At 65.9% G+C, this 23,110-nt stretch carries 24 protein-coding genes and 2 pseudogenes; 11 read left to right on the forward strand and 15 right to left on the reverse strand.

Features of this window, described 5'->3' with window-relative positions; all coding sequences use genetic code 11:
- The first annotated feature begins 104 nt into the window (after nucleotides 1-104).
- Both IG65_RS0126150 and IG65_RS0126155 read left to right on the forward strand, forming a co-directional pair.
- The gene (locus IG65_RS0126150) at nucleotides 105-452 is read left to right on the forward strand and encodes a hypothetical protein (RefSeq protein ID WP_030517609.1); all 348 of its coding nucleotides are present in this window, start codon (nucleotides 105-107) and stop codon (nucleotides 450-452) included.
- Nucleotides 445-1,134 carry a Dabb family protein gene (locus IG65_RS0126155; protein WP_051756889.1) on the forward strand — a complete coding sequence of 230 codons (690 nt, stop codon included), beginning with the start codon at nucleotides 445-447 and terminating at the stop codon, nucleotides 1,132-1,134. The genes IG65_RS0126150 and IG65_RS0126155 overlap by 8 nt, the downstream gene beginning before the upstream one ends.
- Nucleotides 1,135-1,319: 185 nt before the next feature.
- On the opposite strand, the gene IG65_RS0126165 is transcribed toward IG65_RS0126155, so the two are convergent.
- The 3 genes from IG65_RS0126165 to IG65_RS0126175 form a co-directional block, all read right to left on the reverse strand.
- Nucleotides 1,320-2,819 (reverse strand): FAD-binding protein, encoded by a 1,500-nt coding sequence (locus IG65_RS0126165; protein ID WP_030517611.1) that lies wholly within the window; start codon nucleotides 2,817-2,819, stop codon nucleotides 1,320-1,322.
- 291 nt (nucleotides 2,820-3,110) lie between these two features.
- Nucleotides 3,111-4,085 (reverse strand): LacI family DNA-binding transcriptional regulator, encoded by a 975-nt coding sequence (locus IG65_RS0126170; RefSeq protein WP_081879771.1) that lies wholly within the window; start codon nucleotides 4,083-4,085, stop codon nucleotides 3,111-3,113.
- Nucleotides 4,086-4,294: 209 nt separating this feature from the next.
- Complete coding sequence (locus tag IG65_RS0126175; protein ID WP_030517613.1) at nucleotides 4,295-5,077, reverse strand: hypothetical protein; 783 nt, start codon at nucleotides 5,075-5,077, stop codon at nucleotides 4,295-4,297.
- A gap of 77 nt (nucleotides 5,078-5,154) precedes the next feature.
- Here IG65_RS0126175 and IG65_RS39860 point away from each other — a divergent pair.
- Nucleotides 5,155-5,919: pseudogene (locus IG65_RS39860) on the forward strand (nuclear transport factor 2 family protein); the annotation flags it as partial.
- Between the two features lie 127 nt (nucleotides 5,920-6,046).
- On the opposite strand, the gene IG65_RS0126190 reads toward IG65_RS39860, so the two are convergent.
- Complete coding sequence (locus IG65_RS0126190) at nucleotides 6,047-7,207, reverse strand: hypothetical protein (RefSeq protein ID WP_231509431.1); 1,161 nt, start codon at nucleotides 7,205-7,207, stop codon at nucleotides 6,047-6,049.
- A gap of 154 nt (nucleotides 7,208-7,361) precedes the next feature.
- Here IG65_RS0126190 and IG65_RS39865 point away from each other — a divergent pair.
- A pseudogene (locus tag IG65_RS39865) lies at nucleotides 7,362-7,513 on the forward strand (recombinase family protein); the annotation flags it as partial.
- Between the two features lie 816 nt (nucleotides 7,514-8,329).
- A complete protein-coding gene (locus IG65_RS0126200) occupies nucleotides 8,330-9,070 on the forward strand; it encodes a glycoside hydrolase family 19 protein (RefSeq protein ID WP_231509432.1) in 741 nt (246 codons plus the stop codon).
- Nucleotides 9,071-9,154: 84 nt separating this feature from the next.
- Here IG65_RS0126200 and IG65_RS0126205 read toward each other — a convergent pair whose 3' ends face one another.
- On the reverse strand, nucleotides 9,155-9,772 hold the full coding sequence (locus IG65_RS0126205; protein ID WP_030517616.1) for a TetR/AcrR family transcriptional regulator: 618 nt from the start codon (nucleotides 9,770-9,772) through the stop codon (nucleotides 9,155-9,157).
- A gap of 102 nt (nucleotides 9,773-9,874) precedes the next feature.
- Between IG65_RS0126205 and IG65_RS0126210 the strand changes: the two genes are divergently transcribed.
- Nucleotides 9,875-10,099 carry a hypothetical protein gene (locus tag IG65_RS0126210; protein ID WP_036525741.1) on the forward strand — a complete coding sequence of 75 codons (225 nt, stop codon included), beginning with the start codon at nucleotides 9,875-9,877 and terminating at the stop codon, nucleotides 10,097-10,099.
- Between the two features lie 210 nt (nucleotides 10,100-10,309).
- Here the strand turns inward: IG65_RS0126210 and IG65_RS0126220 are convergent, their stop codons facing one another.
- Nucleotides 10,310-11,431, reverse strand: coding sequence for an epoxide hydrolase family protein (locus tag IG65_RS0126220; protein ID WP_030517618.1), 1,122 nt, complete (start codon nucleotides 11,429-11,431; stop codon nucleotides 10,310-10,312).
- 491 nt (nucleotides 11,432-11,922) lie between these two features.
- Between IG65_RS0126220 and IG65_RS0126225 the strand changes: the two genes are divergently transcribed.
- Complete coding sequence (locus IG65_RS0126225; protein ID WP_030517619.1) at nucleotides 11,923-12,483, forward strand: transcriptional regulator; 561 nt, start codon at nucleotides 11,923-11,925, stop codon at nucleotides 12,481-12,483.
- A gap of 25 nt (nucleotides 12,484-12,508) precedes the next feature.
- Nucleotides 12,509-13,936, forward strand: coding sequence for a S9 family peptidase (locus IG65_RS0126230; protein WP_063833773.1), 1,428 nt, complete (start codon nucleotides 12,509-12,511; stop codon nucleotides 13,934-13,936).
- A gap of 71 nt (nucleotides 13,937-14,007) precedes the next feature.
- On the opposite strand, the gene IG65_RS0126235 is transcribed toward IG65_RS0126230, so the two are convergent.
- From IG65_RS0126235 to IG65_RS0126245, 3 genes are all read right to left on the reverse strand, one after another.
- Nucleotides 14,008-14,634, reverse strand: a complete 627-nt coding sequence (locus tag IG65_RS0126235; protein ID WP_051756897.1) for a hypothetical protein — start codon at nucleotides 14,632-14,634, stop codon at nucleotides 14,008-14,010.
- A gap of 219 nt (nucleotides 14,635-14,853) precedes the next feature.
- On the reverse strand, nucleotides 14,854-15,060 hold the full coding sequence (locus tag IG65_RS0126240; RefSeq protein WP_030517622.1) for a hypothetical protein: 207 nt from the start codon (nucleotides 15,058-15,060) through the stop codon (nucleotides 14,854-14,856).
- Nucleotides 15,061-15,169: 109 nt separating this feature from the next.
- Complete coding sequence (locus tag IG65_RS0126245; protein WP_030517623.1) at nucleotides 15,170-15,604, reverse strand: MarR family winged helix-turn-helix transcriptional regulator; 435 nt, start codon at nucleotides 15,602-15,604, stop codon at nucleotides 15,170-15,172.
- Between the two features lie 148 nt (nucleotides 15,605-15,752).
- Here IG65_RS0126245 and IG65_RS0126250 point away from each other — a divergent pair, with 148 nt between their 5' ends.
- Nucleotides 15,753-16,388 carry an MBL fold metallo-hydrolase gene (locus tag IG65_RS0126250; protein WP_030517624.1) on the forward strand — a complete coding sequence of 212 codons (636 nt, stop codon included), beginning with the start codon at nucleotides 15,753-15,755 and terminating at the stop codon, nucleotides 16,386-16,388.
- A 78-nt stretch (nucleotides 16,389-16,466) separates the two neighbouring features.
- Here IG65_RS0126250 and IG65_RS0126255 read toward each other — a convergent pair whose 3' ends face one another.
- A complete protein-coding gene (locus IG65_RS0126255) occupies nucleotides 16,467-17,738 on the reverse strand; it encodes an SMI1/KNR4 family protein (RefSeq protein WP_197039922.1) in 1,272 nt (423 codons plus the stop codon).
- A gap of 77 nt (nucleotides 17,739-17,815) precedes the next feature.
- On the reverse strand, nucleotides 17,816-18,832 hold the full coding sequence (locus tag IG65_RS0126260) for a sigma-70 family RNA polymerase sigma factor (protein ID WP_369801593.1): 1,017 nt from the start codon (nucleotides 18,830-18,832) through the stop codon (nucleotides 17,816-17,818).
- A gap of 146 nt (nucleotides 18,833-18,978) precedes the next feature.
- On the opposite strand from IG65_RS0126260, the gene IG65_RS0126265 reads away from it, so the two are divergent.
- Nucleotides 18,979-19,578, forward strand: coding sequence for a dihydrofolate reductase family protein (locus IG65_RS0126265; RefSeq protein ID WP_030517627.1), 600 nt, complete (start codon nucleotides 18,979-18,981; stop codon nucleotides 19,576-19,578).
- Nucleotides 19,579-19,706: 128 nt separating this feature from the next.
- Here the strand turns inward: IG65_RS0126265 and IG65_RS0126270 are convergent, their stop codons facing one another.
- The 3 genes from IG65_RS0126270 to IG65_RS0126280 all read right to left on the reverse strand — a co-directional run bounded on the left by IG65_RS0126270 (nucleotide 19,707) and on the right by IG65_RS0126280 (nucleotide 21,595).
- Nucleotides 19,707-20,066, reverse strand: a complete 360-nt coding sequence (locus IG65_RS0126270) for a nuclear transport factor 2 family protein (RefSeq protein ID WP_030517628.1) — start codon at nucleotides 20,064-20,066, stop codon at nucleotides 19,707-19,709.
- 187 nt (nucleotides 20,067-20,253) lie between these two features.
- Complete coding sequence (locus IG65_RS0126275; RefSeq protein WP_030517629.1) at nucleotides 20,254-20,784, reverse strand: DoxX family protein; 531 nt, start codon at nucleotides 20,782-20,784, stop codon at nucleotides 20,254-20,256.
- Nucleotides 20,785-20,812: 28 nt separating this feature from the next.
- Entirely contained in the window at nucleotides 20,813-21,595 is a 783-nt protein-coding gene (locus IG65_RS0126280) for a dioxygenase (protein ID WP_030517630.1), read from the reverse strand.
- A gap of 85 nt (nucleotides 21,596-21,680) precedes the next feature.
- Between IG65_RS0126280 and IG65_RS0126285 the strand changes: the two genes are divergently transcribed.
- Entirely contained in the window at nucleotides 21,681-22,160 is a 480-nt protein-coding gene (locus IG65_RS0126285) for a MarR family winged helix-turn-helix transcriptional regulator (RefSeq protein ID WP_231509433.1), read from the forward strand.
- Nucleotides 22,161-22,230: 70 nt separating this feature from the next.
- On the opposite strand, the gene IG65_RS0126290 is transcribed toward IG65_RS0126285, so the two are convergent.
- Nucleotides 22,231-23,031, reverse strand: a complete 801-nt coding sequence (locus IG65_RS0126290) for an aldose epimerase (RefSeq protein WP_030517632.1) — start codon at nucleotides 23,029-23,031, stop codon at nucleotides 22,231-22,233.
- Between the last annotated feature and the right edge of the window lie 79 nt (nucleotides 23,032-23,110).

Genomic DNA, 23,110 nt, shown 5'->3' on the forward strand with positions numbered 1-23,110 from the left:
AATCGCCGAGCTTACAAGGCATTCCGGACCCATTGCCCCCGGCCGCTCCCGGCTGACGGGAACGAGATCACCCAGTCGGCGGCGCACCACTTACGTTGAACACCATGAGCGACAGCACCATCTACATCATCGACCGGATAGTGCTCAAACCCGGCCACGCGCGCGCTTTCATCGACGCGTATTTGAGCGAATACGCCCCCGGCGCGCGGCAACGCGGTCTGACCTTGGACCGCGTCCTGGTCAGCCCGCCGGCCTGGATCGACGCGGAGAGCAATGTCGTCACCGCGACCTGGACCGTCGAAGGTCCGCAGCAGTGGTGGGCCGCGGCAGTGAAGGGACGCCACGATCCGGTGTACGCCCAATGGTGGCAGTCGGTCTCCCCCATGATCGTCGAACGCTCCCGGTCCATGGCCGCCGCGGCCGATGCCGTAGAAGGGCTGTGCCATGTATAAGGTGACCCGACTACTCCATCTGGACGACACCGCGGACAGGGAAGCGGTACTACGCACCATCACCGCCGCGGCCGATTCGATTCCCGCTCGGTACACCCTCGTCGCGCCCACACTGCCCGGAGCACGCAACGGCGGGGACCTTCTCGTCCACCTGCAATTCGAGTCGGAATCGGAATGGTCGCGCCGGCGGGCACCGATCGACGCGGCGACCTCCGGCAGCTCCATTCACCACGTCGATGCCGCCGAATATCGCGGTGGATCGCCCGGGCAGGACCGGGCGGGACGCCGCAACTCGTCGAGCCCGGCCTCGGTCTATCGGACGTTGCTGTTACGCGTGGACGATTCCGCTTCGCCCGCGGAACTCGGGCGGTTCGAACACGCGATGCTGCAGATGCCCGCACATCTGCCGGGAATCCGGGCGTGGCAGCTCAGTCGCGTCGCTCACGCTTCCGGAACGTCGGCCTGGACCCATGTCTGGGAGCAGGAGTTCGCCGATCTCGACACGCTGCTCGGGCCCTATATGAATCATCCGGTGCACTGGGGATATGTGGACCGGTGGTTCGATCCGGAGTGCCCCGAGCAGCTCGTCAAAGACCGTGTGTGTCACAGTTTCTGTGCGATGTCGGCGCCGGTCATCACCGACACGACGCCGGCGGTACTGTCAGCGGCGGAGGAACCCTAGAACCGCCGCTTCCCACTCTTCCTACTGCTCGATCATCACCCGGTGCCCGCAGTTGGGGAAGATGTGGATCTCTCCGTTGGCCAGCGTGCGCATCGGAAGCACGGCTCGAACTCGCTTGCCCGGTGAACGGCACACTCCCGCCCGGCGCGGCCCGATCCCCTCCAGCACCGTCGAGGAGGCCGGCCTCAGCTGGTCATCGGGCTCCGCGAGTGAGACGAATCCGCTTCTCCGCCAGCCGAGAACGCCGCATGCCGACCGGCCCGGCGGCCGAAATACGACCCCGCACCCAGCTGTGTACCGCTGGCGTACCCCTTGCCGTCTTGAGCCAGCGTGGAGGCACAGGCGCCCGCCGCGTACAGACCCGCAACGGTGGTCCCGTCCGGGCGCTCGACCTGTCCGTCGACGGTCGTCCGTAGTCCGCCGAGGGTGAATCCGGCATAGGACGCCACACCGAGCGACAGGTTGAATGCCGCCCAGGGACCGCGGTCCTGCGCCTCCAGATACTCGGGTCGCTTGCCGAATTCCGGGTCGGAGCGCTCGGCGGCGTGCGCGTTGTAGGCATCCAGCGTCCGCTGCAGATTGCCCGGCGGAATGCCGAGCGCGGTCTCCATCTCGCCGACCGTCTCCCACCCGTCGATGAACGGCACCAGTTCGAAATCCCGCTTCGCCAAGTGCGATTCATCCAGGATGAGGAATGCCTTCGCATCCGGCTGTTCCAAGACGAATCCGGCGGTGCGAGCGTGATACGAGTCTTCGGCGACGAACCGCTCCCCCTGCGCGTTGACGATGATTCCGGTGAGGTGCCGGGCAGGCGGGTACACCGGCGCCGTCACGAAACACTGGTCCATATGCGCGGTGGCAGCCCCAACCGACATACCCATCCGGATACCGAGGCCGTCGTCGAACGACGAGCCGAGCGGATACGGTTTCTCGGCAAGCTGCGGCACGTATTGCCGCACCATATCGGGATTCATGACGAAACCCCCGGCGGCGAGGACCACCGCACGCGCCTTCACCGCCCCGGATTCCGCGAACCGTTTCCAGCGCACCCCGACGACGGCTCCACTCTCATCGCAGATCAGCTGCTGTGCTCCGGTTTCGTACCGGATCTCGACACCGAGTTGCTCGAGCCGCTGCACCAGCAGACCGGTCACGAGCGCCGCTCCACCCGTGTCACCGGCCACGGGCACTTTGTGGCCGCGCGGCGCGGGGACAGCCAGTTCACAGAAGGGCCATACCTTTTCGTTGCCGGTGTACATCAAGCCCTGGGTCCCCGGCTGAATGACGGCCTTCTCCGGATAGAAGCTCCGCTCGAAGCGAAAGCCCAGACCTTCCAGCCACTCGAAATGCGCCACACTGTCGACGCAGTAATCGTGGATCTTGCGCACATCGGGTTCCCGCGAAACGGCCGTGAGGTATTTCTCCATTTCCACCGCGGAGTCGGTGTGTCCCGTGGCGGTCTGCACCGCAGTGCCGCCGCCGAGATAGAAATGGCCTCCGGCCATCGCCGATGTACCACCGCCGGCCGCAGCCCGCTCGAATACCAGTACCTTGGCGCCGTGTGCCGCGGCCTCCACCGCCGCGCATCCCCCCGCGATGCCCAATCCGACGACGATCACATCCGCTTGCCCGCTCCAGTCCTCGACGTCGGCCGCGGGAACGACTGCAGGAATTTCTGTTCGCATACCTGGTAAGAGTGGCTGAGCCCGTGCCCGCGGGTCATCGCATTTCCCGCCGAGCGGAATACGGCCGGGGAAGTGTGCCCGGAAAACACAATCTTCACGAAGCACGCCTAAACTATCTCGTGTTAGTGCCACTGGGCTGCAATGTCGGTAGCAACGAGCACACAACTCACCACCGGAAGCGCCGAACGGACGCCGCGGCCGGCCGCGTCCACCCCGGTCTACGCTCCGGGTTCGGGACGTTCTATGTGGATTTGCGCCGATTACACTGCAGCACAACGCGATTAGCGGTAACTAGCTGGACTCGCGACGGATCATCGTCATGGTCGGCAACGCCGGCTCCGGCGCCGCGGCGAGTTCACCGGCGGCGTGCAATGCGAGGTCGGCGGTGTATCGAGCCACCCCTGCCGCATCCATCCGCACACTCGATAGCGAAGGTACGAACACAGCCGCCAGTCGGGTGTCGTCGTGACCGATCACCGCCAAGGGTGCCGGGACACCGATACCAGCCCGCATCGCAGCACCGACAACGATCGCCGCCACGGTGTCGTTGTAGGCCACGACGCCGGTGACACCGCTGTCACGCCAGGCCAGGACACTCGTCACGGCCGAGGCCTCTCCCGTGCCGACTTCACGAACGTCGAGCGGTTCGAGCCCCAAACGCTGGGCTGCCCCCTGCGCGGCTGCCACTCGCGCGGCGACGAGATCTGCGAGTCTCTCGTCACAGCCGGTGGCATAGGCCAGCCGCCGATGCCCCAGGGAATAGAGGTGCTCCACCTGCAACCCCACCCCGGCGACAGCCGCCTCCGAGCGCCCTACCGTTCCGATGACAACTCGGCGGACCCCGCTGGCCCGCAACGAATCCTGTTCTTCCGCATCGAAATCGGCCAGACCGATCACCACGTCGGGGGTGACCGACTCCCAGAGCGGCCGGGAGCGATCCGCCGCCCGGCGGGTGTAGGTGATCAGCGAATAGCCGGCTCGATCCAGCGCACAAGCCAGTTCGTCGACATAGTCCGCCATACTGTCTTCGACCGGCCAGTCGGGCAGCACCAACAGCACCAGGCGACTACTGCCACGGCGCAATGTCTGCGCCGCTCGGTTGGGCCGGTATCCGAGCCGCTCGGCTTCGGCCAGCACCCGCTGCCTGGTTTTCTCCGGAATCGTCTGCCCGGGAGTGTTGTTGAGGACGAACCCGACAGTCGCGCGCGACAGTCCGAGTGACCGGGCAACATCGGTCGCGGTCACACGCTGCTTCGCAGACGGCATCCGCATCACCTCCCGGACCGGTTCGGCGAACGGGTATTCACCGAATCGCCAGCTCATACGCTAGCACGTGCGAGGAGCGCGGACCGGATCTGTCCGCGGTTCGAAAACGCCCTGCCGCCGCACCGGACGCGTGCGTGAGGAGTCGTACGGAATCGCCTCGGCCAATCCTCCGGACTGTATGGACGACAACTCAGCGCTGCGCATCACTGCTACCAGTCCTGCCAAGGAACGATCGAATGCACCGGCGCGGCGAACAGCACCTCCTCGGCATCCGGATACGGGGCACCACGGCCCGCCGCGTCCCATTCCCGCTCATGCTCGGCAAGTTCGCTCGACACCGTCTCGGGATCGCCGTCCAGATACAACAGGCGAATCCGCAACGCACCACTGGAATACTCTCGCCGCGCCTCCCCGAGCGGCAGTGTCGGATGCGTCTGCACCGAATGCAGGGCGAACGACCACGCACCCGCCACCCCGGGACACCCCAGCAGATCGGGGATCCGCACCCGATCCTGCCAGCGAAACTGCTCGTGCGCGGGCACACCGTGCGGGTCGGCCAAATATGTGAGAGTGACATGCAGTCCGCGGTTCGGCCGGAACGGCAGCGCGTCGGCCGACACCAGAACACGTGGTGCCACATAGCCTTTCACCGGAGTGAAGAACGCCAGCAGGGACCGCCGGATCCCCGGCAGAATCGGGCCCCGCCCCCACTGAAAGGAGTCTTCACCCAGCTTGGTCCATTCGGCGATGCTCTGCTCGTACGGTGGCCGGAACCAATACATGGCCATATAGTCGGTACCGGCCAGCTCCCCCGCGGCAGTCCCGAGCTCTGCGCCGCGGTCTCGGCGACGAGCCCAGCGATCGCCCCACGCGACCCCTGCTAGCAGCAAATTCTCCGGCCGGTGATCCAGCTGATGCCATTCGTTGTATTCCCGATGCCTGTCGGGATCGGTCAGTTCGATGAACGAGAAGAACGCCCGCTCCGAGAACATTTGCCCACCTCCGAGATGTCGATTTCGGTCACTCGCGACCACGCAACGCTAGGAGCTCGGCGCCCGCAGATCGTCGAGCCATTCCATCCATCGGGAAAGCGTTCGCCCCCGAGGTCGTCGTTCGATACGGCAGTGCCGATGCGCCGGCGATCGAAGGGCAGGTCGCCACCGTCGCGATGATTCGATCGTTCCTCGACCACTGTGGACCTTCTCAACATCTGTTGGGCAACATGATCGTCGACATCGACGGAGATACCGCATCCACTACCTGCAAGGCCAGGGTCTTCCACATGGGAGCAGGCCCACACACCGACAAGACGTACGAATGTGCGGGGGTCTACCGAGACACACTGACCCGAACAGCAGCAGGATGGCGAATCATCCAACGCGTCTTCGATATACATTTCGAACTGGGAAGCCGGGAAGAGGTTCTGGGTGCCCAGCGTTCCCCCGCACCGCAGCAGTCGTTTTCGTTCACGAAGATCTTGGTGAATGATCTCGAAACCCAATTCGCCTTCTATTCGACAGTTTTCGGTCGCGCGGAAAAGACTCGCTACGACTTCGACGATCGCGCCGATCCTCTCGCCGAGATCATCATGACCTCCGCCGACGGAACCGATCGATCACTGGTCCTGCTGCACTACAAGAACCGGCCGGCACCGGCACCGGGTTCCGCAGTCATCGGCTTCGAGGTGAGCGGAATCGATGCTGTGGTGCAGCGAGTTGCCGACGCCGGCGGCACAGTGACCGAACCACCTCGACTGATGACGAATATCGGAATCAAGGTCGCCTTCGTCGAAGATCCGGAAGGACACGTACTGGAGATCTTTGAACGCATTTGATTTGCGAGCAGGTCCGGCGGTGACGATCCGCAATGACTTTGGGCATTGTCGTCCTGTGGCGTCGTTCTTCATGCGCGGTCGACATCCCGAAACCGGCATCGACCCCGACCGCTCGTGGGCGTCCTGATCAACTCTGCGGCACATCAGCGCGGCCGGAATTCGCACTGCCGCCACCGCCCCCGCTTCGGATGCCGGACCACGTCTCGTTGATGTCGTCGCGCGCCCATTCGACGATGTCACCGTCGGCGCGGACGTCACCGGTGAGCCAGAACGCTTCGTCGGGTGCCCATCCCGCGATCACCGAGGCCGTGTCACCGTCGACATCGATAGCGATGCCCGCAGCCGCGAGATAGCCGGCGACGGTGAGGTGCACTCCCCCGTACTCCTCGGCAACGGCATGCCAGTCGGGCAGAACCCACCGCCCGTCGCGGCCCGTGGTGCGGTACCAGTCGTGGCGTTTCTGCGCCGTGACCTCGAGCGGGAACCGCTGACACAGATGCGCCCAGGCGGCGGCGCCGTCGATTTCGAACGTATCGATGTCTGCCGGGATGATCTGTCGCCGAGCCCAGGCACGATTCTCACCCGCGGAGTCTTCGACGAACCACAGGGACGCGGGCGAACCGTCATCGAGTGTCCGTGTGGAGCACGGAACACCGAGCGGCGACGACCACCACACGCCGGAGTAGGCGGCTGTCGGATCGGTGGGGCGTTCCCACGCCGCGCGTTTCTCCTCTGCAACGACCCGGCCCAGCCATGTGGTGAGCACTTTCCCGACCGAAGGAACGCTGTGGTGTCGCTTGCCCCATCCCACTGACCACTGCTCGTCGCGAACAACACCGGTGGTCCACCACCGAGCGTGCTCCGACGCACTGAGGTGTTCGGCGACGCGTCGCAGTTCTCGAAGCATCGGGTCCGTCATGGCGAGAACATCTTCACCTTCGGGCTCCTGCCAGTACCGGGCGGAATCAGTGGTCGCCGCGAGCGCGGTATGCAGGTCCTTTTTCGTCACATCGGGCAGCGGCACGTCCGCCAGCAGTCGCGCCACTTGTTCGGGTGCGACGCGCGGGAGGGGTTGGTCGGCGCCGGGTCCGTAGATGACGCATGCGACTCCGCTTCCCGCATCGAGTTGGTGAGCGGCGTAGAACACTCCGGAGCGGAAGGAGTCCTGCGTGTGTTCGACGCGCGCACGCTCGTCGGCGATGCGCGCGTACTCGAGGAGAAGACGACGACCGCGTGGGCCCGCCAGCAGTGCCTCGGTGAGCGTCGCCGGAGTTTCCCCTGCCATCATGAATCCAGTAGATCACTACCGCTGCGTCGACTTCGATCGAACGGCGGTTCCGGCGCGCCTATCCGGATCGACGCAGGTTAAGTTTTGTTGCGCCACTTGATGATTGACGATTCGAGCGGTGGTTCGACTGCGTGAACGCGAGGCGCTGTTCGGGCTCGGCAGCCAGATCTACGACGGGACGATCCGTTCGGCAATCTCTTCCTGCAAACCCTGGCGATGGTCGCCGAATTCGAAGCCAACCTCGGCCACTTACGCACCCGCGAAGACATGGCCAAGGCGCGAGCGAAAGGCCGCCTGAAAGGCAAACCGGGATGGTGTAAAAGTCGACCAGATCGCGTGCCCAGTCTTTCAACATGGGCGCCGCCGAGTACGCGGCCAGTAGAGACGTCGCGGAATCACGCCGATGAGACGACCTCCGATACGGCCGATCAAGCCATCGGTCCGCCTCCGCACGTCGCCAGTGTGTGGCGCAAATCGTCGTATCCAGGGGGCAGCGTCCCCTCGCTCACAGCCGACCGCAGGGCCGACCAGGCCGGCGAAATACGCCCCCGTCCGGCCTCGTGACGCGCGAACACGTAACGGCCTTCGTGATGTGAACGTGATCTGGAATACAGAACCACAAACTGTGAGCGGCGACATAGTTTAGAAAACTCCCCCCGGTCAGACGCCGGAAAAGTCGGTAATCAACCATCGCGCGGCTCCGCTTCCGACGTCTCGTCGTTGTCGGAGTGATGCCGGAGCGTTATCGTATAGATATACGTTCGGCTACCTGGTCCGAATGTGCCTTGCGAATCGTAATTCGCACCTCCCAATTGAAACCGCCGCCAAATTCTAGCCGCGCCTTCGGCTGAGAAACCGGTCGGCGGACTGATCGCGGTAGGACGCGCGCCCGACTCCGGTCGAGGCGCGGCACAGCGCAGCGCCCGCAGCATCGCGACAGTTCGGTCGTTCCGGGTCAGGCCATCCCCACAGCACTCCGTGCAGAGGCGAGTTCATTCGGACCCGCTTGGCTGCTCGCTGCCCGCTGTGTGCCCGAACAGTCGAGAACAGGAATCAGACCGCATGTCCGCAACATCCACACGCCGCAGATCCATGACCTCGATCGTCCGCACCGCCGGTGCCGTGTCGCTGGCCGCCACCGCGGCGGCGACCATCATCGCCACGGCCGGCGGTGGCCAGTCGTCCACAGCACAGGCGATCGATATCAAGGCGCTCGCGACTACCGTCGCCGCAGCCGGCGCGCCCGGAGCAGCTCAGGCACCCGGCCCGGCCCCTCAGCCCGTCGCGGCCCCGGCCCTTCAGCCCGTCGCGGCCCCGGCCCCTCCGCCCATCGCGGCCCCCGCGGCGCTGCCCGGCGCCGATCAGGCGAATGTCACCACCTGGCTACCGGACATCAACAGCGCGATGCAGTCGGCCGGTATCGACACACCGCAGCGTGCCGCCGCTTTCCTCGCCCAGGTCGGACAGGAGACCGCCGGTTTCGCCACGTTGACCGAGTACAGCGACGGTAGCGACTACAACGGACGGGCAGATCTCGGCAACACCCAACCGGGCGACGGCCCCAGGTACAAAGGGCGCGGTGGCCTCCAACTCACCGGACGCCACAACTACGAACGCGCAAGCCAGGCGCTCGGTGTCGACTTCGTCAATCACCCCGAGCTTGTGGCGGATCCGAAGTACGCGTTCGCCACGGCCGCGTGGTACTGGAACACCCACAACCTCAATGCCGCCGCCGACAACGCGCACCCCCAGGACCCCGCGAGCATCGATCCCGTCTCACGCATCATCAACGGCGGTTCCAATGGAAGAGACGTCCGGCGTGAACACTTCATCCAGGCATGCCAAATCCTGAAATGCCCGTAAGCCGCGCAGGCTCGCCGCTGATCGGAATGCCTCGCTCGGTAATCCGGAAACGGGTTGCGCAGTGCGCACCATGGGTCGCGGCACCTATCCCGACCACTGCCGCGTAACCGAGGCGTCGTCGGACACGTGTAGCGCCAGCTCGGCCGCCACCGTTTCGCCGATCGCCGTACGCCGGGCCGACCGTCGGGCAGCGTCGGGGGCCGTGGCGGTGGCCAGGCGATCCAGGGTAGGCAACGCATGCCAGCTGTAACACAGCGACAGAATCGTCAGAAGTAGTTCTCTCGCAACGGATTCCGGAAGCTCCGGCACGGCGTCGCGAATACCTCGAAGCTTGCCCAGCATACTCTGGCGCCGCTCGGATTCGGCCACCGGTGCCCCCAATTCCAGACTCTCCCAGAACAGCAGGCGCGCCAATGCGGGCTTGTCGCAGAGGTGATCGAAGAACCGCTCGGCATAACCGATCACCGCAGCGGTTCCCTCCCCTTCGACCTGAACCGCCTCGCCGAGTTCGCCGATTTCCCGGGCGATCACGATGGCGAAGAGCTGATCCTTGGTGCCGAAATACTTATAGATCCGCTCCTTGTTGACCCCCGCAGCGGCCGCGATGCGGTCCACGCGCGCTCCCGCCAGTCCGCGCTCGCCGAATTCCGCCACCGCGGCGTCCAGCAGCAATCGTCGGGTGCGTTCGGTGTCCCAGGCCATGAGGCCAGACTAGCAAATTCTCCAACTAAACAGTTGCAGAATTCCCTCCGGAGGTGTCTACTCACATCTACAACCATCTAGTTGGAGTCTTGAGGAGTCACTGTGAGCACCACTGTTCCCGCCCCATCCGTGCACGTCCGCGCCGCCGTCACCTGGCTCGCGATCTTCCCTATGGTCGCCCTCGGAATGACCGCGATGGCACCGTTCACGGCCGGCTGGCATCCCGTGCTGCGCGCACTCGTACTGACCGCGTTCGTGGTCCCGGCCGCGGTGTACGTCGTCGTCCCCCGTCTGCTCGGCGTCCTCGCCCGACATGTTCACCGGTGACGCGCGGGCATGTGCGGGATGGCGCCGATGTCCCGACTCACCCCGGTCAGGGCCGCACACCAGCGAGAGGCACGCAATGCGTGAATTCGACACTCCCGACGCCAATTTCACCGTCATCGACGTGAGAGGGCACGCGTGGGTCCGGATTCTCGCGCGGCGCTCCTGAGATGCTGGTGGGCCGGGCCGGCCGTGGTGGGTTGGGACGGGCCGTCAGCGGAAGAAGTGGAAGAAGCCGCGCACCTGCTCGACCAGGGACTTCGGCTGCTCCAGCGCGGCGAAGTGGCCACCTCGCGGCAGTTCCTCGAACCAGCGCAGGTCGGTGAACCGCAGCTCGGCCTCTCGCCGCGACGGGCGGGTTATGTCGCGCGGGTAGACCGACAACCCGGACGGCGCGGTGACCTTGTCGCGGAAAGCGGCGAAGCTCTCCCAATACAGGCGGGCCGACGACGTGGCCGACGCGGTGAACCAGTAGACCGAGATCTCATCGAGAATCTGCTGCCGCGACAACGCGTCCTCGGGATGACCATTGTTGTCCGTCCAGGCCCAGAACTTCTCGGCGATCCACGTGGCCTGGCCCGCCGGGGAGTCGGTGAGGCCGTAGCCGAGCGTCTGCGGCCGCGTCGCCTGGATCGCCGAGTACCCCCGACCGGTGCGTCGGAACTCCTTGGCGGCCTTCAGGTTCGCCAGCTCCGCGGGCGTCGGGTCGTCGAACGTGCCCGCCGCCACGGACCCCATGTTCAGGTGCACGCCGGCGACCCGCTCGGGCGCCACCTCGCCCAGCGCGCCGGACACCGCCGAACCCCAGTCACCGCCCTGCGCGCCGTACCGCTCGTAACCCAGCGAGACCATCAACGTGTCCCAGGCGCGTGCGATGCGATCGACGCCCCACCCGGTCGTCGACGGCTTGTCACTCCAGCCGTACCCGGGCAACGACGGCGCGACGATGTGGAACGCGTCCGCCGGGTCCGCACCGTGCGCGCGCGGGTCGGTCAGCGGGCCCAGGACCTCCAGGAATTCGAGCACCGAACCCGGCCACCCGTGCGTGAGCACCAGCGGGAACGCATCCGGCTCCGGCGAGCGGACGTGCAGGAAGTGGATGCCCAGCCCGTCGATCGTGTCGCGATACTGCGGGAACACGTTCAGCCGCTCGGCGAACCCGAAGTCGTAGTCCTCGGCCCAGCTACGGCACAGCTCCTGCGCATAAGACAGCGGCAAACCCTGCGACCAGTCGTCCACCGGCTCGGCCTCGGGCCACCGCGTCCTTCGCAATCGTTCACGCAAATCCGCGATCTCGGCTTCGGTGATACCGACTTCGAACGGCTCGGCGGCCACTGGAGCTCCCTTCCTCGGCAAGACTTATCGGATCAGATGTAGATCACGGTGAAACCGCCGACCCGCTCGCGGTGTAAACCGTCATCGCGGGCTCGACGTCGTACCACACCTGCTCACCAGCGTACGAATCAGCGGCCCCCGACCGCATCCGCCGCATCTACGCCAGCGTCCTGCTCCCCAGCGACACCAGCCCGAACAATGAATCTACCTCCCGGCCATAAGCGAAGCCGGATGCCGTTGGGCCTCTGGCCGCCGCGCGAGTAGACATCCAGTACGACCGCGCCTCGCCCTCGCGGATGTAACGCTCGTGAATCTCTGTTCTCCACAATTGATTTGGCGATCAGCGGACGAAGTCGCGGTTGACCAGGCCAGGTACGGCAGGCCGCCTGCCGTACCGCATTCGGCCACGGCTGTCCGCTTGGTCGCGAAGGCCTCGGCACGCCTTGCAACACTCTTTGCAAAGAGTGTTTGCACGAGTTAGATTGGTTCGCGTGCACGATCAGCCTGTCCCCCAGACGATTACCGACGTAGCCGTGCTGCGATTGCTAGCGCATCCACTGCGTCGGCGCATCGAGGAACAACTGCGTGGCGGGCCGGTCACTGCCACCACCCTCGCTCAGGCGCTCGGCGAGAGTAGTGGGCTCACCAGCTATCACCTGCGCCAACTTGCCAAGTACGGGTTCGTCGAAGAAGTTCCGGAGCTGGCCACCGGCAAGGAACGCTGGTGGCGCGCCGTCCCCGGCGACCGCCGCTTCCCGCCGTACACCGCACAGACTGCCGAAATGCGGGCGGCCAGCGCGGAAATAAGCCGCAACACTCTCGCCGAACTCGTCGAACTATACGAAGGGTTCGAACGGCAAGCGGCCGACCTCGGGGAATGGGCGGACGCATTCCTGTTCTCCCGCGCCACTATTCGCGTGGATCTGCCGCTCCTGCGCGAGTTCTTCGAGGAATACATCGCGCTCGTCCAGCGCTACGGCACCGGCGCCGACGATGCCGGCGACGAGCGAAAACCGGTACTGCTACGGCTGTTCGCCTTTCCCGAGACCTGAACCGGCTTCGAAAGGCTTTCCGACTATGCGTTCTCTCAGATCACTTGTACCAGCCCTGCTGGTATCGGTGTCGTTCACCGCTGTCTTCCCCCAGGCTGCCGGGGCCGATCCCGCGTCGGGCCCCCTCGCGTCGATCGAGAGTACGAATGTCACCTTCATCGGAGGTGGCGGGCTCACGCTGACCGGCACGGTGATCGCGGCGGCCGGACCTCATTCGACCGCGCCCGGCATCGTGCTGGTGGGTGGTGCGGGGCCCGGGCCGCGCACGGAATACCTTGCCGAGGCCCGCGCCTTCGCGGCGGCCGGAATCACCACGCTGATCTACGACAAGCGAACCACGGGCTACTCGCGCACCCACCGCGACTTCTCCCTGCTCGCCGACGATGCGCTCGCCGCGGTCGAAACCCTCCGTCACACACCGGGAGTGCGGGCCGATCGGGTCGGACTGTGGGCACTCAGCGAGGGCGGTTGGGTCGCACCACTGGTCGCCGTGAGATCCGGTGACGTCGCATTCATGGTCACCCTCGGAGCCCCGGGGTTCACTCCTCTGCGCACGCAGACCTGGAGTCTGGCCGAAACCCTGCGCCACCACGGCGATACCAGTCGGCTCGCAGGCACCGTCGCCGGGCCCGCTGCCCGACTGATCGGCGAGACCGGGGCGTTCCCTGCGGCCGGATTCGATCCCCGGCCGGCGCTGCACGGCGTGCGCGTCCCGGTGCTCGCGCTGTGGGGAGATCACGACGTACAGGTCCCACCCGCGGAAAGTGCTGCGGTGCTGCAGAACTCGCTGACCGGCTGCCCTTCGGTCACCATCCGCTTCCTCACCGGTGCTGCCCACAACGGGCGCTCGACTACCGGCGGCTTCGACCGGCTGGGCGCCGCGGCAGGTCCGGGCGCGCCGAAAGGCGCCTTCGCCCCCGGCTACCTCGATGTCATGACCACCTGGGTGAACCAGGTCGCCAACGATGCGGCACCGGTCTCCTCGTCGCAACCGCCTCCAGCTCAAGCCTTGTCGAGCGTCGACCCGGGCCACGACTGGTGGACCTCGGCATGGATCCAGTCGATCGTGCTCGCCACCGTGCTGGTCGCCTTCCTGGGCTACCTGCTGGTGCCGATGATGAACCGCCGCCCCCGCCACGCCCGCCGACCCGGCCGGCTGCTGGCACTGTGCGGGCTACTCTCACTGGTCGCGACCGTGGTGTACGTGGAGTCGATCCTCGCTGCCGATGCCCGGACCGTCGGCCCGGTGGTCGCCGGCCGACCGCTCGTGTGGCTGATGCTGCAAGCACTCGCGATCCTCACCGCTGTGCTGCTTGCCGTCACCGCGGCCAATGCCGTGCGCGGCCGAACCGGAATGGTCGCTGCGCCGCGTGCCGGGCTCGGCGTGCTGCTCGTCGCCGGATGCGCTTGGCTGGCCTGGGCAATCACCTGGGGTCTGTTTTCCGTCGGATGACCCTGTCCGACACGATCACCCCGTCGTGATCCAATGGGAATTGCCATGGTGATCGAAGCTGAGACGGAGTGTCAGCCGAGGCCCTGCAGATGCGACCAGATCGCACTCCACGGCGCGCGTGGAGCGCAGACGAACAGGGACGCATATTGTTCGTCGTTGCGGATGCCGAGACCGTTGTCGAGGTGGCCCGCCGGAGTGGGGTTGATGCACATCCGTTCGACCGTAGGGCGCGTGAGTCCGATGGTGAGCACTTGGGATGAACCCGGTGGGGGACCCCAGTACCAGTACGAGTTGTGCCCGCTATGCGGAGTCGGCAGACCGTAGGGTGCACCGAAGCGCTCGATGGCGCCCGCCTCGCCATAGTTGGTGGTGAGCAGTTCGGCTGTGGGGGCGTAACGGGTTCGCGCGTCGGCAATCTCGCGCACGTATGTGGGCCAGCCGATGGTTTCGGCGCCGTCGTAGTTCACCGCGCGCAGGACGGTGCTGCGCTGCGCTCCGGTGGGCAGTACCGGCAGGAACAACACAGCCGCTACCAGGGCACTCACCGCGACCACCGAACCCGCTGCCGGCCAGTACTTCCGGTGCACTGCGAGCCAGCCGGCCACCGGCACGGCCGCGGCAGACTCCAACACCGGGTACATGCCGCCGAGATAGTAGGCCTTGCCTCCCGAGACCAGCAACGCCAGGAACAACAGCACATTGCCGCTTCGGGCACCTCCAGTTCGAAAGGCACGTGCTGCCAGGCGGTTTCGTGGATGCACTTGTATATGGTTCGCAGTATCGGTCGCCGTCGGTGTCCGGTCTGCGGGGCTGCGCTTGCTCGCGACGCTCCTCCCCGTCGCCGCTACTGCTCGCTGGCCTGCGTCGCGCGCACCTATCGCCTCCGCCGCCGGTTCGGCGCGACCGAACCCACAGCGCTAACCGCGAACCCACTCGGCCGCAAGGCTTCCTGCTCTGGAATCGACAGTGCCACCGGTTGGCGCCGCCGCGTCGGGCATGCCGACTTCGAGGTCGAGGGCGCCTTCGGCGAGTTCGGTGGTTCCGGGATAGATGCCGCTGAACAGACCGTGGACGATCGGTCGCGGCAACGGCACATCGGTGTCCTCGATGACGAGCACTTCCACCGCGCCGGGCGGGATAGTGGACGGGGCCCATGGGCGCCGGCTACGCCCGTCGCCCCGAGCCCCAAGGAGCGTCCGGCGGATCGAAGCTCGAAATGCTGCGCCGGATAGGTCACCTACGGTCGCCCTCGTACGCGGACAGTCGGTCCAAGAGCTGCGGCACGGCGCTGAGCTGCGCCCGCTCGTCTGCGCTCAGGAGAGCATCGATGGCCTCGGCGACCCATTCGCGCCTGGCCTCCCGATCTCGGTCCAGGGCAGCGCGTCCCTGCTCGGTGAGGGTCACGAGGAAGCCGCGGCGGTCCTGGGGATCGTCCCGTCGGGCGACATACCCCCTGGCCTGCAGATCCGCTACCGCCCGGCTCTGACTCTGGTGGCGTACCCCACGCCACTGGGCAAGGGACGCCGTGGAGGCATCACCTTCACGATCGAGCAGGCCCATGGTCTCCGCAAGAGGTGGCGGCAGAGTGTCGGCATGCGCGCGAGTAGCACGCACGAACCTTCCGATGGAGACCCGCAGCCGCTCCGCCAAGTGATCTCGGTCCGCCACGGATCGACTATACAGCCCTGCTGTATTTGCCCCACTGCGCCAAAGGCCGCAGCAACAGCAACCCGGGCAACCACACGACGCTCGATATATACAGCAAAACTGTATACTTTGAACCGTGCGACAACGCCCGAGCAGGAACGGAACCACCATGCAACTGACGAAATACGCCCACGCCTGCGTTGCCCTGGAGAAGGGCGGATCCAGAATCGTGCTGGACCCCGGCACGTTCACCCGCGAGGCGAAGGCCGCCGTCACAGGCGCGGCAGCAGTGCTCATCACCCACGAGCACTTCGACCATTTCGACGACGCCCTGCTGGCAGCCGCCCTGGACGACGATCCGGAACTGCGAATCTTCGGACCGCGCGCGGTGCTGGACAAGCTCGGCAGCCACGGCGGGCGGGTGCAGATCCTCACCACCGGGGACGACCTGAGCGTCGGCGGCTTCACCGTCGGTGTCCACGGCGACCACCACGCCACGATTCACGCGGACATCCCCTGCGTCGACAACCTCGGCTACCTCATCGACGAGACGCTGTTCCACCCCGGCGACGCCTACTTCGTACCCGAGGTGCCCGTCGACACCCTGTTACTGCCCACGAGCGGGCCCTGGACCAAGCTGGGCGAGGCGGCCGACTACCTGCGCGCGGTCAAGGCTCGCCGGGTAATCCAGATCCACGAGCTCATGCTCAGCGACCTCGGCCAAACCTCCACCCGAACCCTCTTGGCCGGCCTGACCGGCATCGAAATCACGGTCTTGCCCCCTGGTCAGAGCATCGATCTGTGAAAAATCGGGACCGGCACCAGAACGTGGAAAGAACTGCATGAGGTCCTCCCTGAGCTGGAAGCGGACGCCTGACGCCAGTCAGTTCCCCAGTGTCCCGTTGATGGTCAGGTAGAAGGTGCGTAACGTGACTGCCGGCTTCTCGCTGCGGACACGGATCTGCACTACCGCATCCGGCGCGTTGGCGGGGACGAGAATCCGGGCCTCCACCATGCGCGACCGTGGCGAGTCCGACAGTGTTCCGCGTGCGACAATCATTCCGTCGCAGACTATTTCGAGCAGATCGGCCTCGACGTCCTCGTCCGTATGTGCCCACGCGAACAGCCGATACGCGAGGCCGGGCGCGAGGCCGCCTCCACCGAGCCGGATCGTCGTCGCACCGTCGGCGGCTATCAGCGGAACGACTTCGCCGGTTCGCCCGAAGACGTCCTGATCACCACCCGAAATCTCGACACGGTGCCACGGCAACGGTGAACCTGCGCTCACCTGCACACCGGCCCGATCGTCGCCGCCATGGAGGGAAGCCTCCGGGGGCCCGCCGTAGCGGTGTTTCCAATCGCTGATCATCGTCCACAGCACGTGTCCGGCGTGCGAGCCGAGTACCGAACGGGCATAACGGTATTCACCGGTCACGAGTTCGGTCAGGAAGTCGACCATGTTACCGTCGTACCGGGCCCAGACCGCGGGGCCGTGAAGATGCGCGAGCACCGTCCAACCGTCGGGATCCTCACCTTCGGTGACCCAGAAGAACATGTCGCCGTTGGTACTGCCACCCCACTGGAGCAGGCCACCCGGTTCCGGATAACCGACGAGTGGGTTGCCGTCGTCGTCGTAGTCGAAAACCTCGTTGGCAACCAGATCCCGCGCATTGTCGATCAGCGATGTGAGCCGAACCTCACCATTGAGCCGACGGGACGCCGGGTACAGCACGTACAGCTCGCCGATCCTGCCGTTGCCGTAGTTGTCGATGAAATCCCGATAGTCCGACGGCAGCCGGACCCCACAGGCCGATTCGATGTCGTCCCACGGCGGCGACACCGCTTCGGGCAGCGGTGACGGCGCCATGATCCTCTTCAGCCGGGAAACCGATGCGTGCATCCCCGAGCTCCTTCCGAATTTCTTTGAACCACAGTCGGTTCCGGTGGTAGTCGCCGAATATCCAACGGATATGGCGTAGCGCGTGGTGAGGGATCGGTTTGAGTTCTGCTGCGGGACAAGGCTGCTCGTGGTTGCCCTGGCGGCCCGAGCGTACCCGCGACCGGAACCAGGGAACGAACGGACCACGTCGGACAGGTCACGGTCGTGAAGATACCCGGTCAGGGAGGCGACTGCGTCGATGTGCGCCAACGTCATCGGATCGCCCGAATCCTGCCCGGCCGGGGTCGGGTGTGCGCGATGTGCGGCGGTAGGTGGCATGAGTCGACGGCGTTCTACCGTGCACGTGGCAGGGATGGCGGCAGCCCGAACGTAGGGAGGACGTTCTCCTCGAAGCGGGTCATGGCGCTGATTCGGTCGCCGGCGAGGGTGAGCACGAACAGGCCGACTCCCCGACTACCGGTGGGGGTGGGCAGGTAGACACCGAACGCCGGTTGACCGTTGGCTCGCGTCGGCACCAGTTCGAATTTCCGTCCCAAGCCGAAAACGAGGGCGCAGAAGCGGGCCACGCTGTTTCGGCCCCGATACTCCAACGGTATCGGTGGCATCGACATGAAGACGTCGTCGGTCAACAGCGCCACCAACGCATCGATGTCGGCGGATTCGTAGGCGCTGACGAACTTCGCCGCGAGCGCGTTCTCGGCAGGCGAGCCGGCGGCGGGCGGCTGGGCTCCGGCAGCCGTCACCGGCAGTCGATGTCGCATACCCGCCCGTGCGCGTTTGAGGGCGCTTTTGACCGATTCGACGGTCGTATCGAGCATGTCGGCTACTTCGTTGGCGTGGAATCCGAGGACGTCGCGCAGGATGAGAACGGCGAGCTGGCGAGGCGGCAGGATCTGCAGGGCGGTCACGAACGCCAGGGAAATGGATTCGGATTGCCCGTAGCGGGCCTCCGGACCCAGCGGAACACTGATCGCGCCGTCCAGAAGGGTGTCGGGATAGGGCTCGAGCCAATGGATTTCGCCGAAACCCGTCGGTTCCGGCGGTTCGACTCCCGGAACGTCCCACTGCTTCGCGGGACGCCGGCGTTCGGCGCGCAACGCGTCGAGGCACCGGTTGGTCGCGATGCGGTACAGCCACGTGCGAACCGAGGCGCGGCCCTCGAATCGGTCGAGGCCACGCCACGCCGCCAGCATGGTGTCCTGAAGAGCGTCCTCGGCATCCTGAAACGATCCGAGCATCCGGTAGCAGTGCACCTGTAGCTCGCGACGGTGCGGCTCGGTCAGCGCTCGGAACGCCTCGCCGTCGCCCGCCCGCGCCCGCGACATCAGGTCTGTTTTCGCCAGCTCCACTCCGGCCACCTCTCTCCGCGTGTGCGGTTCCATCCTGTACGGACGCCGGCCGCTGCGCGAAGGGGGCGCTCGGGCAGCGCCCCCTTTTCCGGTGTCGCGGCGTCCACACCCGTGACAACCGACAACCTCGTCAAAGGAGCACGGAAATGGGAAAGATCGTCCTCACCTCGAACGTCACACTCGACGGAGTGGTCCAAGACCCGGACGGCGCGGAGGGCTTCGAACACGGCGGCTGGTTCCACCAGTTCGTAGGAGCCAAGGACCTCGAAGACTGGACCGTCCGTGAGACGCAGGAGGCGCTGGATGCCGAGGTGCTGCTGCTGGGCGGGCGTACCAACGAGTGGTTCGCGGACCGGATGACAGAGCAGAACCTGGCGGAGGGCCGTGTGGGCCCCGAGTGGGCGAACAGGGTGCGCAGCATGCCCAAGTACGTCGTGTCCTCGACTGTCGAGGACACTCGGTGGAGCAACGTCACCGTCCTGCGCGGCGACGCGGTCGAGGAGGTTTCGGAGCTGAAGGGCACAGTGGACGGGGAAATCCTGATCTACGCCAGCTACCGGCTCGCACGCACACTGATCGAACACAACCTGCTCGACGAACTGCGGCTGGTCGTCTTTCCGGTGGTGGTGGGAACCGGCCGACGGCTGTTCGACGAGGCCGGCGCCAAGAAGCCGCTACACCTGGTCAACACCCGACAGCTCGGTGACGGCCTGGTGTACTACAGCTACGAACTCGCGCAAGGCTAACGCCCCATCAGCCGATCAACGTGTTCGGCAGGAACGAAAGTAACTGGGTAGCAGTAGGACTCGATACCACCTGCCGGCGAACATCTCCGGAAGGCTGGCGCATGTCGCGAAAGTGCAGCTCGGCTGCGTCAATCAGTCGTGCTGGCGTGCACGGCGATGATTCGCCAACCGTGGGTCTCGTCGTACAGCCAAGTACGGGTGTAGCGCATCCTGGCCGCGAACGGCGTCCCGGAGACGGTCCCTTCGACGGTGCCGAGAAACCACGTCACCCCGGTACGCCCGTCGGTGAGCACGGTCAACTCCTCCTCGGTCACCTTCGTCACCACCTGCGCTCGGGTGCGGTGCAACTCCAGGTCATCCGCCTTGGTCTGAACGTTCGCACCGAAGGTGAAAATCAGCCGATCATCCAGCAGCCGATCCAGCGCCTCGACGTCTCCGGCGAGCTGCGCGCTCTGGAGTCGGCGCTCGGCGTCCCGCAAGTTCTCCATGCGGAACACTCTCCCAGCCGGCGCCGTATCCGCGCCAGGATGTTCACACTCGGCTGATCTTCACAGTCCGACTTGGCAGGGTCGAAGCACCCGCCGAGCTGCCGAATTCGTTGCGGGGCCGGGGCGGCCGCTTCGGTGCCGGGGAGGTAGCCCGGTCTCGGCACGGAAGCCGAACAGTGACGGCAGGTCAGTTGCGTACCAGCAGCACGATGCTCGCGGCGACTACGGCCAGCACGATCGCGGCCACGCCGTAGACGAGCCGGTGAGTGCGCAGCACAGGAAGGTAGTGGTCGACGGAGAAGCGGCCGGGTCCGGTGAGGGCGAGCGCGGCAGCGGCGAGGGCGAGGGTCGATTCGTATTCGAAACCCTTGAGAGCGAAGAACGAACCCGTACCGTGCACCTCGATGGCGTTGATCATGACGCCCAGCACGGCGGCCGCCGCCAGCGGGGTGAGCAGACCGAGTGCCAGACCGAGACCGCCGAGCGTTTCGCTGAGCCCGGCAACGACCGCCATGGCGTCGCCCGCGGGATAGCCACTGGCACTGAAGAATTGGCCGGTGCCGGAGATGCCGCCGCCACCGAACCATCCGAAGAGCTTCTGGGTGCCGTGCGCGGCGACGGTCAGGCCGATCACCAGACGCAACACCAGCAGCCCGGTGTCATAGCCGACCTGGCTCGAGGCGTGCGCCACAGGGGCGGTCGCGGTGGTGCTGGTCATGGAGACTCCTATTGTCGGGGTGAGTGATTCAGCCGAGTTGGATGGAGCGTTTGGCGAGGCCGTGCCAAAAGCCGTCGATGACGCTGCGCTGGGTGGCGAGGTCGGCTTCGCCCGCACCGAGGGTGACGAACAGCGGGGCGAAGTGCTCGGTGCGCGGGTGCGCGAGATGCGCTGCGGGGGCCTTGTTCTCGAAGTCGAGCAGCGCATCGATATCGCCCGCGGCGAGCACGCCGTGGCCCCACTCGTCGAATTCGGCCATCACCGGATGCACGGAGCCGTCTTCGGTGAGTGCCCGCAGATTGTGCGAGAAGAATCCACTGCCCACGATCAGCACGCCGTCGTCCCGAAGCGGAGCGAGCTTGCGCCCGAGCGCCATCAGCTGCGGGGGATCGAGAGTGGGCAGCGACATCTGCAGCACCGGGACGTCTGCCTCCGGATACATCTCCACCAGCGGCACGTACGCACCGTGATCCAGGCCCCGGTCCGGCGCTTCCCGCACCGCAGTGCCTGGACCGTGCACCAACTTTCGAACCTGCGCCGCCAACTCCGGCGCGCCCGGTGCCGGATAACGAACGTCGTAGTAGTTCTGCGGGAAGCCCCAGAAGTCGTACACCAGCGGAACCGTCTCGGTTGCCCCGAGCGTCACCGGCGCATCCTCCCAATGCGCCGAAATCATCAGCACCGCTTTCGGTTTCGGCAATGCCGCCGACCACTGCGCCAGCTGTTCGGGCCAGATCGGGTCGTCGGCCAGCGGTGGCGCACCATGCGACAGGTACAAAACCGGCATCCGGTCTGTCCGCTCGGCAGTCATCACACCTCCTATTGTTCAAATTTGAACCTTATGCGGCGATAGTACGCCTTTATTCAAATTCGAACAAGATGGGTAGACTGAGCCCGTGCGATGGCTCGACGACCAGGAAATGCGCGCCTGGAAGGCGCTGCTCTCCGGCTGGGCGCTGCTCGAGCGGGAGATCGACGGCCAGCTCAAACGCGATGCCGGACTGTCCCACGGGCAATACGAGGTGCTGGTCCGGCTGGCCGACGCCCCTGACAGCACTCTCCGCATGACCGCGCTCGCCGACTCGCTGATCAACTCCAAGAGCAGGTTGAGCTATCAGGTGGATCAGCTCGAGAAGGCCGGGCTGGTCTGCCGCGGGACCGTTCCCGGCGACAGCCGCGGCGTCACCGCCACCCTGACCGACAAGGGCCGCCGCGCACTCGAACAAGCGGCTCCCGGGCACGTCACATTGGTCCGTGATCTGCTGATCGACGTTCTTACACCGACACAGTTGACCGCCCTCGCCGACGGCTTCGGCGAAGTCGCACGCCGGATCCAGGAAGCGGAAGACCAGACCAAAGGCCGAAGCCGGCCGTGACCGGCATCACGACGAGCTGGAACGCCTTCCCCGACGACCATGCTGCCGGCTGCCGAGTCGTTCGGCCCTGTTATGTCAGGGGCCGCCAGCTCAAGGTCATGGAGATCTCGAGAGGGTCGATGGGCGTGACCAGCCGCGGCAAGGTATTGAGGCCGTTCGGTGGCCCGCTCTGCGGTTCGACGCAAACCGCCCCGGGCTGCTGGTCATAGATGACGACCCATTCAGCGGCGCTGGTGACCTTCAGTTCCAGTGCACTGGGCCAAGTCAGGGTGACGTCGACGCCGTCGGGCATGCCGAAGCAGTCGTCCCAGGGACCGGGCAGAGGGTCGATGCGCTCACCGGTGGGCAGGTAGTCCGGGCCACGGGATTCCTGCCATGACGCGTGAAAGTCGATCTCGACATCGTCACCCTTGCCCAGGTTGCGCAGGAACCAAGGATGCCAGCCGGCCTGCGCCGGAAACGAATCCGCCGAGGCTTCGATCTCCAGAGTGAGTGTCACAGAGTTCTCGCCGAGTTCTACCCGCTGCGTGACGCGGCCGGGGTAAGGCCACGGGTCAGCAAGGTCGACGGTGAATGCAGCTGATGTGTCGTCCGCCTGGGTCGTGGTCCAGGCGGAGTCCCGTCCGGTGCCGTGGATGGCGTGCGGCGGGTGGTTGACCGGCATCTGGTGGACTTCGCCACCGTTGCGGAAGCGGCCGTAAGCGAGGCGGCCGCACCAGGGCACCATCGGGAAGGCGCCGTATTCGGTTCCCTGGCGGAGCAATTCGATGCCGTCAACGGTCATGCCGCTGATCCGGCATCCGTTGCCGGGGTCGATGGTGACAGCAACGGTGCCCTGGGCGAGTCGTACGATCTGCTCGGCATCGGTCACTCCCCGGACAATACGGTTCGAACGCCGATAGCGACGGGGCCGCACCGGGCCGCGGTGCGCTCGATTCGATCTCGACTTA

This window comes from Nocardia sp. NRRL WC-3656 (assembly GCF_000720265.1).
GTDB classification, from domain to species: Bacteria; Actinomycetota; Actinomycetes; order Mycobacteriales; family Mycobacteriaceae; genus Nocardia; species Nocardia nova.